Below are 12,339 nucleotides of genomic sequence, written 5' to 3' on the forward strand. Positions count from 1 at the left end.
CCGAGGTGCATATGTCGCTTGAAACATGGCTGGCTTTCTTTGCAGCTTGCTGGGTCATCAGCCTTTCGCCGGGTGCCGGTGCCATTGCATCGATGTCCAGTGGTCTGCAATACGGATTCTGGCGCGGCTACTGGAACGCGCTGGGTCTTCAACTGGCGCTCATCGTTCAGATCGCAGTCATCGCCGCTGGCCTGGGCGCGGTGTTGGCGACCTCCGCGCTGGCGTTCACGCTGATCAAATGGTTCGGTGTGGCCTACCTGGTCTATCTGGGCGTGAAGCAATGGCGCGCGCTGCCGGGCGACCTGTCAGACGACTCGGCGGTTCGCCCGATCGGCAAGCCTCTGGCGTTGGTGGCGCGAGGTTTTCTGGTCAACATCAGCAACCCTAAGGCGCTGGTGTTCATGCTCGCGATCCTGCCTCAGTTCATTGATACCCACCTGTCACTGATGCCCCAATACCTGACCATCATGGCGACAATGGTCAGCGTTGATCTGATCGTGATGGCCGGCTACACGGGGCTTGCCTCGAAGGTCCTGCGCCTGTTGAAAACCCCCAAGCAGCAACGGCGCATGAACCGCACCTTTGCCGGATTGTTCGTCAGCGCCGCGGCGTTCCTCGCGACATTGCACCGCGCGTGATTGATCGCTCGGTGGTCTGACTGAGTGGGAGTGAGCCAGCTCGCTCCCACAGCGCTTCGCAGATTCCTTACGATTTAACGCAGAATCTTCGGTGCCTCATCGCGGGGCAGGCTGCTGCGCGGTGCAGGTTGGTCTTGCGAGTACTCCACCTCGCCGCGCAATTGCTCGCTGAGCTGGCGCGCGACGTCCATACCGATCGACTTCGACACTTCACGGACCACACGGCCACGATTGGGCGAGACGCGTACGTCGTTGCCGTTGACCAACCTGGTGTCCTGCGCCTCGCCCATCGCGGTAAATGCCGAGGTGATTTCGTAGGTCCGGGTATTGATCAGGCTGAAATCACCCACCAGTGTCAGTCCCAACACCGCCGAGTGGCTGTTGGTGCTGGCGATTTCGTTGATGTTCTGTCGAAAGTCGATGTCCGATACGGTTCCGAACAGAACGTAGTCAGCCCCTTTGAAGTTGCCGTTCTTGATACGTTTGATGATGTCGTGAACATCCTCTCTGGAGCTCGCCGTGTAGGGCGCGCCCTGCACCAGCTGGAACAGGCCGGACTTGAGAATCTGGCCCTTGATGTCGCCGCTGAATTGTCGCAGCTCACCCTGTTCGATGTACGTGTTGCGCGATTCGTACTCGCTGTAGTTCGCCGAGCCGTTCGCGCTGTAGGTGTTGGCCTGGAACCTGGTTTGCGCCGAAACAGTGTGGATGTATTCCTCCACACGCTGTTCGAAGGCCAGGTCAGTGACTGCCAATCTGGGCGCTCCTTGTGCCTCCATCGCGCACAGCAGCGCGAGAACGCCGATCCATGCACGCATCATCATCGCTCCGTGGTCTTGCGGATTTCTTTTTCGTCCATCCATTCGGCCAGCCCGGTCTCAACGTCGACCAACTGCAGGCTGAATTTGTAGAAGACGTCCTTGTAGTCGCTGCTGCGCTTGACGATCGAGCTGATCGAGCCTTCAAGACGATATCTGGCGGCGACCATGTTGCCGGTTTTACTGACTGTCGACTGCTTGTACAGGCCGCTCTGGTTTTGCAGCTTCAACTGATCGATCTGGCTTTGCATGTCCGTGTTGTCGCTGGCAAAACGGGCAGCACCAGACTTCATGAGCTGAGTCTTGATTGAGGTGGTGATCTCACGGGTGTCGATGTATTCGCTGGTCTTGTTCTTCACGTCGTAGACTTGCACCACCGGGCGACCCTGGAGGGTGCCGGACTGGGCGAGAGAGCGGGTCATGCTTTCGGCGATCATTTGCAGATCGGTCGAGCCGAACTCATTGGTCACGGTTTCGATGGCCTTGGTGTCACCGTAGCTGATGTTCTTGCTGCCCAGTACGGGTGAATTGTTGGCGCAACCGGCGGTGAGCACGGCCAGCGCGGCGAGGAGCGAAAAGCGGAATGTCAGCATGCAGGGAATCTCGTGAACTGAACGAAGCGGTATCGATCAAGGGGTTTTGACTTCAAGCCGGAAGTCCGTGGCCTTCGGCAAGGGAGCGACAGCGGGCAGGAAACTGCTCTGAGAGCCGTACAGCACAACGCTCTTCCAGACATCCGGCTCGGCGACCGGGAAACCGTCATTACCCAGCCAGGCAAATCGGTAATACATCGTCTTGTTGTAACGGCTGGTGTTCTGGAGTGACACGTTGACGGTCAGGTAGCCGTTTTCACGTGCGACGCGCATCGCGCCTATCTCGATGTTTTTAAGGCTGCCCATGGCAACGACCTTGCTGGCCGCACTGCCGGGGGCCGGCGGCGGCGGTGTGGCGCAGCCGGCGAGCAAGGCCAGCACCATCAGGCCGAACGATTTGCAACGCATGGAGATTCTCCGTTCACGGTTTGTTAATGGCCACGGCCTGCGGCAGGTCTGTGGGCATTACCCGAGCAGCCAGACCGCTGGCGTAGACCTGATTGCCGATGGCGCGAAGTGTGACGACCTGATATGGGCGATCAATGTCGAGGCGCACGTGCGTGCCGCCGACTGTCGATGGCAGTACGAGGTTATGTTCACCGGGCTTCAGGCGCAGGCGTGCGACCAGCGTCTGGTCCGGCAGCGTGCGCCATGTGCGGGTGTCTGCGCCCTCGGTGATCGCCGATGCTATCCCCACGGCAAGGCCAGCCAGCGGGTTCACCTCATTCAGTTTCTTCTGCGCGACACCGCGGCTGACCGCGCGTACCGTCGTGCGCACGATGATGCCGGGCATGTCGTCGCGTAATGCACGGCGGGACATGGCGGTGGTGCTGTTGAGTGCGGTCAGGTTGATTTGCTGTCCGTCGAGACCGATCTGATTGAAGAACGGCGTCGAGGTGTCAGCTCTGATTACCGGGAATGAGAGCGCAGTGATCACAACGTTATTGTCGATCGGCAGGGGAAGCGGGATGCGGATCGAGTCCCGGGCAGGGGCAAAACCACTCTGCACGACAATCAGAACTTCGCTGTTTGCGTCGGCGTTGCCGTGCTTGCTGCCGGCCGCGTCGAGATTCAGCAGCGCCTGTTCCAGCAGTGGAGTGCCCGGCCGCAGTTCCGCAGCTTGACGATAGCCGGGCGCAGCAAGGTCTTTTTCACCCAGCGCTTCGTAGACAAAGCCGGCAAGGTAATGGCTGAACGCACTCTGATAGCTGTTCTTCAGGCTTACCACTTCCGGTGCATCCAGAGACTCGACCGGATAGCCCTTCAAGTCCTTGAGTTGCGTCGTCACGCCGTGGTTTTGCGCTTCATCCTCACGCTTGAGGTAGGCCTTGTCGTGCAGTTCAGCGATGAGCGCCTCGCGCTCGTGGGTTTTCTTTATTTCGGTACGGGCGCCATCGAAGTCGTTCTGGGCCAGCCTGTTCAGGGCCATCTGCGTCGTCAGCATGACCTTTTCATAGTCGTAGCCTTCGTAGCGGCGAACCTTGTCGTTAATCAGAAGACTGCCGAAACCGGCCAGGTATTTGCTGCTGTCGAGCCTGACCGCGTCTTCCCATGCGATGACGGTCTGGTCCGCTCGGCTCCAGGCTGTCTGGCTGCCGATCAGATCGCCCCTGGAACGCAACAGCTCGCCTTTTTCGAAGTAATAGAGCAGGTCTTTTTCGTCGCCGGTGTTGTTCTTTTCCAGCAAGGCGAGCGCGCCGTCCACGTTGCCGCTGCTCAGTTGCTGGTTGGTCTGCTGCAACTCGGTGTCATAGCTGCGAAACGCCGCACAGCCGGTCAGGGTCAGGATCACGATCAGGCTGAATAGGGTGAGGGCGCGGCGAAGCATCAAATCGATCCTTGAAAAGGCCGGCCCGATAGAAGGGCGGCGCTACAATCCGTTTCAGAAGGCGTGCACCTTCAAACAAACACGAGCGCCGCTGGAGGGCCTCGTCGTGGGGCGGGGATTATAGAGAGCGTGCCAGCTAAAACAATGGCTATTTGATATCTCACGACTGTTTCGGAAACGTCCGACCCGCTGATCTGAGTTCTTCGCACGGCTGTCTCAAAGGCTCAGGAATCAGCCTGCCCGCCAGAGAATCCATTGTTTCTGCATGAGGTGAAGCAAAGCTTGAGTGCCGACGCTGCGGCAGGAACAATGGCCGCTTCCAGCCCCGTAAGTCGAGCCAGGCCGCTTTCCGACAGTGCTTGCTGACGTTGTCAGGGCCGAGTTGGCGGCAACGTAATACCGAGTGATCCCTCAGCAAGATGGCTGCGGGATGTTTTCAAATGTGATCGTGGAGTATGAGTCATGCGCGTCTGGATCGATGCCGACGCCTGCCCGAAGGCGGCCAAGGACCAGGTCATCAAATTCGCCCTCAAGCGGCAGTTCGAGGTCGTGCTGGTGGCGGGTCAAAGTCAGATCAAGCCGAGCTTCACCCTGGTCAGGCTGATCGTCGTGCCCAGCGGGCCTGATGCTGCCGATGATTATCTGGTGGAACATGCCGTGCCGGGCGAGCTGGTGATCTGCAGCGACGTGCCGCTGGCTGACCGCCTGGTGAAAAAGGGCGTGTCGGCTCTGGACCCCCGAGGCAAGGAGTTCGATGCACAGAACATGGGCGAGCGGCTTGCCGTGCGCAACCTGTTCACTGATCTGCGCGAGCAAGGGCAAGCGAGCGGCGGGCAGGGCGCTTACGGCGACCGGGAAAAACAGGCGTTCGCCAATTCACTGGACAGGATTCTGACCCGACTCGCCCGCGGCTGAGCGGCTTGCTCGCTGATCGCCGCAGCGCGGCTTGCCCTGAGTGCTGAACTGCAGCGGTCAGCGATCAGGCGATGCGCGAATCAGGCGGTGACCTGTTCTTCGTTTTCCTGAACCAATTCCAGTATGCGGTCCACCAGCTTGTTGATGCCGGACGCCGCTTCGCCGATCGACTTGGCGACCATGTACGCGGGCGTACTCACCAGCTTGCGGTCTCTGTCTTCGACGATGTCGCTGACCTCGCATTCCTGATGGGTGCCGCCCATTCGGGTAATCGCCGCAGCGGTGTCGGCGTCGTTGCCGATGGTGCAGGTGACGCCCGGGCCATAGATTTTCGCGGCCAGTGCCGGTGATACGCAGATCAGACCCACAGGTTTGCCCGCTTCGGCAAAAGCCTCCGCCATGGCCAGCACCTGTGCCTGTACCTTGCAGCCAGCGCCTTGTGCGGCGAAGTCCGACAGGTTTTTCGCAGCGCCGAAGCCGCCAGGGATGATCAGCGCGTCGAATTCGGTGATGTCGGCTTCGCGAATGTCTTCGATGGCGCCGCGAGCGATGCGCGCCGACTCAACCAGCACATTGCGCGTTTCGGGCATTTCCTCACCCGTCAGATGATTGATGACGTGATGCTGCGCGATGTTGGGTGCAAAGCATTTCACCTGAGCGCCGCGTTGGTCCAGGCGCAGCAGGGTGAGCACGCTTTCATGAATTTCCGCGCCGTCGTAGACGCCGCAGCCGGAAAGAATAACGGCAACTTTTTTGCTCATGCGTGTGCTCCCTCTCTTGGGCGATCCGGTGCGTATCAGGGCGCCGGTTCTGTCGTTTTCCATGGCGCTGCGCAATCCAGCCGCGTCGCCAACGATGTCGACAAATGTCTACTAATTTGTCATTCGGTGCCATAGGGTTTTGCCCGGAGCACGCCTAGTCTTCGATGTTTCGTCGTCAGGTGACGTTGATGAATTTCATTCTGTACGCGGTGCCCTTTTTCTTCGTACTGATCGCAGTTGAGCTGCTTGCGGACCGTTGGCGAAAGGTCAGCAATTACCGAGTCGCAGACGCAATCAACAGCCTCAGTACCGGTGTCCTGTCGACCACGACCGGGCTGCTGACCAAGGGCGTCGGGCTTGTTTCCTACGCCTTCGCCCTGGAGCATCTGGCGTTGTGGCAGTTGCCGGCGCAAAGCGTGTGGGTCTGGGTTTTTGCGTTCGTGGCTTATGACCTCTGTTACTACTGGCTGCATCGAATGGGGCACGAGCGGAATATCCTCTGGGCCGCTCACTCGGTGCATCACCAGAGCGAGGACTACAACCTCTCCACTGCCTTGCGGCAGACCAGCACGGGTTTCCTGCTGAGTTGGATCTTCTACCTGCCGCTGGCCGTGATCGGTGTGCCGCTGGTGGTGTTCGTCGCGGTGGCATCGCTCAACTTGCTGTATCAATTCTGGGTGCATACCCGGCACATTCCCAAGCTTGGCTGGTTCGAGCAGGTTTTCGTCACGCCGTCCAATCATCGAGCCCACCATGCGCAGAACCTTATCTACATGGATCGCAACTATGGCGGGGTGTTCATTGTTTGGGACCGGCTGTTCGGCACATTCCAGGAGGAACTGGACAGTGATCCTCCGGTTTTCGGCGTGACCACGCCATTGCGCAGCTGGAATCCGATATGGGCAAACCTGCAGTTCTATGCTCGGCTGGCTTCGGACGCGCGCCACACCGCATCGTGGAAAGACAAGCTGAGGATCTGGTTCATGCGCACCGGTTGGCGGCCAGCGGATGTGGCGCAAATGCATCCGATCGAAAAGCCCGACCTCGGTCAGTTCTGCAAATACGAGGTGCCGATAAGCCTCGCCCGACAGCTGTATGTGGGCGTGCAGTTTTCGCTGTACACGTTGCTCGGCAGCTATCTGCTGTCCAATGGCGAAACGCTGCCATCACCTGCGTTGGTGCTCGGTTGGGGCTGGGTGGCATTCGGTTTGTGTGTTTTCGGCGCTGCGCTGGAGGACAGGCCGTCTGCGATGAAGCTGGAAGGGTTGAGGCTGGCAGCGAATCTGCCACTGATGGCTGTGGCGCCCGTGGTGGGCCTTTGGCAAGTCAGTGCGCTCGGCTGGGTGATGACGCTGGCTTACACGGCGCTGAGCGCGGCCGCGCTGCATGGCGCCCGAGTGCGCATCACTCGTCTGGAGGGTTCTTGACGTCGGCATTCGCCGCAACGGCGAGCCTGGCTTCTTTGGCGATTCGCGCGTTCTTGATGCGGCGCCGAATCCAGAGCAGCACGCCAATGACCAACAACAGGCCCAGCACCCACAGCTCGTATTTCTTGACGTTGCCCAACAGGCCTTCAAGCACGGCGCCGAATTTGTAGGCGGCTGCGCCCAGTGCCGCTGCCCAGACCGCCGCGCCGATACCATTGAGAAGCAGATAACGGCCTGGCGGATAGCCTGAAAGGCCAATGGCGACCGGCATGACGGTGCGCAGGCCGTACACAAAACGGAAACTCAGCACCCAGATGTCGGGATGACGACGAATATGTTCCAGCGCGCGATCGCCCAGCAATTGCCAGCGTGGCTTGCGTGCCAGAAGCTTGCGGCCATGCTTGCGTCCCATGAAGTACCAGAGCTGGTCGCCTGCGTAACTGCCAAAAAAGGCGACGACGACCACCAGGTTGATGTCCATGTAACCACGGAACGCAAGAAATCCGGCGAGAACCAGAATGGTCTCACCTTCGAAAAAGGTCCCGAGGAAAAGGGCGAAGTAGCCAAATTCTTGTAAAAAATGCTGGAGCATCATGTAGGTGCTGGCGAAATGAACGCGCAGCCTAACTCGCCGAAGACATTCAGGAAAGTGTGGAAATGTGTCTCCTCGTTAAAGTTTCCTACAGGCTTGAGGGAATGATCGTCTGGAAAGCAGGTTTGAGTCCTGCAAGATAAGTCGGGATCATAGCTGTCACACAAGCGTCATACTCCCAGCTTATAAATGTCACGCTTGCCCGTATGCATGGGCCCGGGAGCATTCCGTGCGCGTTGCCCTAATCCCCCGATCACCGCCTTTCGAATCGTCAGGCCACGCCGATCTGTTCTGCCGAACGGTTCCAAGGAACCTGCTTTCGGCGCAAACGCCTTGTTTCCTCCGATCATCGGCTCACCTCAAGGATTCGGCCGAGCAACCACTCGTCGCACTGCCGATGGCCCGTTTGGGGTTGCAGGCCGCGCAGAAATGCGTAGCGTGGGGAGTCATCGCGCGTACTTCGTCCCTTGGGCAGGCCCACCCCGTTTTTACGTTCGTGCCGCTGACTGCCCGATCCTGGCGTCACCCTGCTGATGGCGTGACCGGACCGGGGCGCTGGACGTCACCATCGTTGTGGCGCACACGGCACGTCGATCGGATTCGCCGTTTGCGCGGCCCAACTGTTACAAGGCCAATTGCCTTACAGGATTATTCATGAGCACCGAAGGATCTACCGAAGCAGCAGTTGAACTTGACCCCCAGGCCATGACGCAGGAAATCACTGCCGTGGTCGAACCGAGCATCGAAGTGCTGCCTGCCATCGAGCCGCATCCTCCCGCCGCGCCAGCCGTGGTGATTCCCAATCTGGATGACAGCAGCCTCTACATTCATCGCGAGCTGTCGCAGCTGCAGTTCAACATTCGTGTGCTGGAGCAGGCGCTGGACGAGTCCTATCCGCTGCTCGAGCGGCTCAAGTTCCTGCTGATCTTTTCCAGCAATCTGGATGAGTTCTTCGAAATCCGTGTAGCGGGCCTGAAGAAGCAGATTACATTCGCCCGCGAGCAGGCTGGGGCCGATGGTCTGCAGCCGCATCAGGCGCTGGCGCGTATCAGCGAGCTGGTGCACGGGCATGTCGATCGCCAGTACGCGATCCTCAATGACATCCTGCTGCCTGAGCTGGAAAAACATCAGGTGCGCTTCATTCGTCGCCGGGCCTGGACGACCAAGCTGAAAACCTGGGTGCGGCGCTATTTCCGCGATGAGATTGCGCCGATCATTACGCCCATCGGCCTGGATCCGACGCACCCGTTCCCGTTGCTGGTGAACAAGTCGCTGAACTTCATCGTCGAGCTGGAAGGTATCGACGCGTTCGGTCGCGACTCGGGCCTTGCAATCATTCCGGCGCCCCGCTTGCTGCCGCGCATCATCAAGGTGCCGGAAGACGTCGGTGGTCCTGGCGATAATTATGTGTTCCTGTCGTCGATGATCCACGCTCACGCCGATGACTTGTTCCAGGGCATGAAGGTCAAGGGCTGCTATCAGTTCCGCCTGACCCGCAACGCCGATCTGGCGCTGGACTCCGAAGACGTCGAAGACCTGGCCCGCGCGCTGCGTGGCGAGTTGTTTTCCCGGCGTTATGGCGACGCCGTGCGCCTGGAAGTGGCCGATACCTGTCCCAAGCACCTCTCGGACTATCTGCTCAAGCAATTCAACCTCAGTGAAACCGAGTTATATCAGGTCAATGGTCCGGTGAACCTGACCCGGCTGTTCAGCATCACCGGTCTGGACAGCCATCCGGAGCTGCAGAACGCGCCGTTCACGCCGGCGATTCCCAAGCTTTTGCAGAACAGCGAGAACATCTTCAACGTCATCAGCAAGCAGGATATTTTGCTGCTGCACCCGTTCGAGTCGTTCACGCCGGTGGTCGACCTGCTGCGTCAGGCCGCGAAGGACCCTCACGTTCTGGCCGTGCGCCAGACGCTCTATCGTAGCGGCGCCAACTCGGAGATCGTCGATGCGCTGGTGGACGCTGCGCGAAACGGCAAGGAAGTCACTGCCGTCATCGAGCTGCGCGCGCGTTTCGATGAAGAGTCCAACCTGCAGCTCGCCAGTCGTCTGCAAGCAGCTGGCGCGGTGGTGATTTACGGCGTCGTCGGTTTCAAGACCCACGCGAAGATGATGCTGATCCTGCGCCGTGAGGCCGGCGAGATCGTGCGTTATGCGCATCTGGGTACGGGCAACTACCACGCGGGCAACGCGCGCCTGTACACCGACTACAGCCTTCTGACCTCCGATGATGCGTTGTGTGAGGACGTCGGCAAGCTGTTCAGTCAGCTGATCGGCATGGGCAAGACGCTGCGCATGAAAAAACTGCTGCACGCCCCATTCACGCTCAAGAAAGGCATGCTCGACATGATCGCCCGCGAGACGCAGTTCGCGGCCGAGGGCAAGCCTGCGCACATCATCGCCAAGTTCAACTCGCTGACCGATCCGAAGATCATTCGGGCGCTGTACAAGGCCAGTCAGACCGGTGTGAAAATTGATCTGGTCGTGCGCGGCATGTGCTGTCTGCGTCCTGGCGTGCCGGGCGTCTCCCATAACATTCAGGTGCGCTCGATCGTCGGCCGCTTCCTTGAGCACACGCGGGTGTTTTATTTCCTCAATGGCGGCGACGAGCAGATGTTCCTGTCCAGTGCCGACTGGATGGAGCGCAACCTCGACAAGCGTGTGGAGACTTGCTTCCCGGTCGAGGGCAAGAAGCTGATCCTGCGGGTCAAGAAGGAACTGGAAGGCTATCTGACCGATAACACCCACGCCTGGCTGCTGCAACCGGACGGGCGCTACATCCGCAGCACGCCGACCGGCAACCAGAACGCCCGCAACGTGCAGGCGATGCTGCTCGAGAAGTTGAGCAACCCAGTCCTCAGCGTACGCTGAGGACGATACCGACTCGGGTCAGCCACTCCGCTTCCAGGGCGAAGTCGGCCTGAGTCAGTTGGTTGTTTTCCAGCCAGCCATCGGGGAACAGGATGTCCAGATGGTTACCGTTGGCAGTCAGCACAGGTTGCGGCATCTCTTGGGTGCCGCGAATGTGATGGAACAGAATCGCGAAGCGCAGCAACACGCACAGGCGAATCAGCTTCACGCCTTCACCGCCGAACTCGGCAAACTTGTCCTTGGGGATATTGCGACGGTGTCCGCGCACCAGTAGCGCCAGCATCTGCTGGTCTTCGCGCGAAAATCCCGCCAGATCCGAATGCTCGATCAAGTAAGCGCCGTGCTTGTGGTAGTGATAATGGGCGATGTCCAGCCCCACTTCATGCACCTTGGCGGCCCATCGCAGCAGTTCGCGATACAGATCGTCTTCCAGCTCCCAGGCCTTGGCCACCTGCTCCAGCGCGGACAACGCTTTGCGCTCGACGCGTTCGGCTTGTTTCAGGTCGACGTGGTAGCGATCCATGAGCGAGCTGAGCGTGCGCTCGCGGACGTCTTCATGGTGATGACGCCCAAGCAGGTCATACAACACGCCTTCACGCAGCGCACCTTCACAATGATCCATGCGGTTGAGTTCAAGCGCGTCGAAAATCGCTTCCAGAATCGCCAGACCCGCCGGGAAGATTGCGCGACGGTCCGGCTTGATGCCGTCGAAGTCGATTTTGTCGACCTCGCCCAGCTTCATCAGCTTGCGTTTGAGCCAGGCAAGGCCGTCCGCATTGACTTCGCCGTTGCCATGTCCGCCGGCCTTGAGCGCCAGGCCGATGGCCCGAATGGTGCCCGACGAGCCGATGGCTTCATCCCAGGTCAGGCGGTGCAGGGCGTGCTCGATGCTCATGATCTCCAGCCGCGCTGCCGTGTACGCCTGGGCGTACCGAGCCGGAGTGATCTTGCCGTCTTTGAAGTAACGTTGGGTAAAGCTTACGCAACCCATCTGCAGACTCTCGCGCAGCAGCGGTTCGAAGCGTTGCCCGATGATGAATTCGGTACTGCCGCCACCGATGTCGGCCACCAGACGTTTGCCCGGCGTGTCCGCCAAGGTGTGAGACACACCCAGATAGATGAGGCGTGCTTCTTCGCGGCCAGAGATGACTTCAACCGGATGCCCGAGGATTTCTTCGGCGCGATGAATGAATTCGTTGCGGTTACGAGCCTCGCGCAGGGCGTTGGTGCCGACGATCCGTACGGCGCCGGGCGGCATACCGTTGATCAGTTGGGCAAAACGCTTGAGGCAATCGAGCCCGCGCTGCATGGATTCTTCGTTGAGGCGGCGCTCATCGTCGATCCCGGCGGCCAGCTGCACTTTTTCGCCCAGCCGCTCAAGGATGCGTATCTCACCTTGGTGGGCTTTGGCGACGACCATATGAAAGCTGTTGGAGCCCAGGTCGATCGCGGCGATCAGCGAGAGGTTTTTGGCTGTTGAGTGCGGCATGGTCAAAAGATCTCGGTCGATAACCCCGACATCGTGCCACGATCCATCACTGCCGCCAAACCGACAACACCTCGCCGACACTGTTGCACGGCATGTACGACCGGCATCAGCCGGGAAGAGGCCGTGTGCGCCATCGATTTGCGGTGGGGCGACTGACGCCTTCCCGGCTAAAGCCAGTCCTACAGAGCGCGCGCGTAGGTCGATATGTAGGACCGGCTTCAGCCGGGAAGAGGTCAGTACGTGCGCCATCGATTTGCGGTGGGGTCACTGACGCCTTCCCGGCTAAAGCCAGTCCTACAGAGCGCGCGCGTAGGTCGATATGTAGGACCGGCTTCAGCCGGGAAGAGGCCGGTATGTACGCCGTCAGTTATCGGCTGGCTGCAAACATCAGCCGCCCGAAG

General features: G+C 59.7%; 11 protein-coding genes. 4 read left to right on the forward strand and 7 right to left on the reverse strand.

The window, feature by feature from the left end; all coding sequences use genetic code 11:
- Positions 1 to 11: 11 nt before the first annotated feature.
- Positions 12 to 638 (forward strand): LysE family transporter, encoded by a 627-nt coding sequence (locus QRN36_RS25280; protein WP_285426537.1) that lies wholly within the window; start codon positions 12 to 14, stop codon positions 636 to 638.
- A 74-nt stretch (positions 639 to 712) separates the two neighbouring features.
- Here QRN36_RS25280 and QRN36_RS25285 read toward each other — a convergent pair whose 3' ends face one another.
- Genes QRN36_RS25285 through QRN36_RS25300 form a run of 4 tightly spaced genes read right to left on the reverse strand, consistent with a single transcriptional unit; the run spans position 713 to position 3,877 of the window.
- The gene (locus QRN36_RS25285) at positions 713 to 1,456 is read right to left on the reverse strand and encodes a penicillin-binding protein activator LpoB (protein WP_285426538.1); all 744 of its coding nucleotides are present in this window, start codon (positions 1,454 to 1,456) and stop codon (positions 713 to 715) included.
- 2 nt (positions 1,457 to 1,458) lie between these two features.
- Complete coding sequence (gene lpoB / locus QRN36_RS25290) at positions 1,459 to 2,046, reverse strand: penicillin-binding protein activator LpoB (RefSeq protein WP_373568799.1); 588 nt, start codon at positions 2,044 to 2,046, stop codon at positions 1,459 to 1,461.
- Positions 2,047 to 2,085: 39 nt separating this feature from the next.
- A complete protein-coding gene (locus tag QRN36_RS25295; protein WP_285426540.1) occupies positions 2,086 to 2,457 on the reverse strand; it encodes a YcfL family protein in 372 nt (123 codons plus the stop codon).
- Positions 2,458 to 2,470: 13 nt separating this feature from the next.
- Positions 2,471 to 3,877 (reverse strand): COG3014 family protein, encoded by a 1,407-nt coding sequence (locus QRN36_RS25300; RefSeq protein ID WP_285426541.1) that lies wholly within the window; start codon positions 3,875 to 3,877, stop codon positions 2,471 to 2,473.
- Positions 3,878 to 4,339: 462 nt separating this feature from the next.
- Here QRN36_RS25300 and QRN36_RS25305 point away from each other — a divergent pair, with 462 nt between their 5' ends.
- Positions 4,340 to 4,792 (forward strand): YaiI/YqxD family protein, encoded by a 453-nt coding sequence (locus QRN36_RS25305; protein ID WP_285426542.1) that lies wholly within the window; start codon positions 4,340 to 4,342, stop codon positions 4,790 to 4,792.
- Between the two features lie 80 nt (positions 4,793 to 4,872).
- On the opposite strand, the gene elbB is transcribed toward QRN36_RS25305, so the two are convergent.
- Positions 4,873 to 5,553 (reverse strand): isoprenoid biosynthesis glyoxalase ElbB, encoded by a 681-nt coding sequence (gene elbB, locus QRN36_RS25310; protein WP_285426543.1) that lies wholly within the window; start codon positions 5,551 to 5,553, stop codon positions 4,873 to 4,875.
- A 188-nt stretch (positions 5,554 to 5,741) separates the two neighbouring features.
- On the opposite strand from elbB, the gene QRN36_RS25315 reads away from it, so the two are divergent.
- Positions 5,742 to 6,980, forward strand: coding sequence for a sterol desaturase family protein (locus QRN36_RS25315; RefSeq protein WP_285426544.1), 1,239 nt, complete (start codon positions 5,742 to 5,744; stop codon positions 6,978 to 6,980).
- Here the strand turns inward: QRN36_RS25315 and QRN36_RS25320 are convergent.
- Positions 6,958 to 7,575: a DedA family protein gene (locus QRN36_RS25320; RefSeq protein ID WP_285426545.1), complete on the reverse strand. Its 618-nt coding sequence runs from the start codon at positions 7,573 to 7,575 to the stop codon at positions 6,958 to 6,960. The two genes, QRN36_RS25315 and QRN36_RS25320, sit on opposite strands and share 23 nt — an antisense overlap.
- 702 nt (positions 7,576 to 8,277) lie before the next feature.
- On the opposite strand from QRN36_RS25320, the gene ppk1 reads away from it, so the two are divergent.
- Positions 8,278 to 10,449 carry a polyphosphate kinase 1 gene (ppk1, locus tag QRN36_RS25325; RefSeq protein WP_373568800.1) on the forward strand — a complete coding sequence of 724 codons (2,172 nt, stop codon included), beginning with the start codon at positions 8,278 to 8,280 and terminating at the stop codon, positions 10,447 to 10,449.
- Here ppk1 and ppx read toward each other — a convergent pair.
- Positions 10,436 to 11,938, reverse strand: a complete 1,503-nt coding sequence (gene ppx / locus QRN36_RS25330; RefSeq protein WP_285426547.1) for an exopolyphosphatase — start codon at positions 11,936 to 11,938, stop codon at positions 10,436 to 10,438. The two genes, ppk1 and ppx, sit on opposite strands and share 14 nt — an antisense overlap.
- Positions 11,939 to 12,339 lie beyond the last annotated feature (401 nt).

It is taken from the genome of Pseudomonas sp. efr-133-TYG-103a, from assembly GCF_030209235.1.
GTDB lineage: Bacteria > Pseudomonadota > Gammaproteobacteria > Pseudomonadales > Pseudomonadaceae > Aquipseudomonas.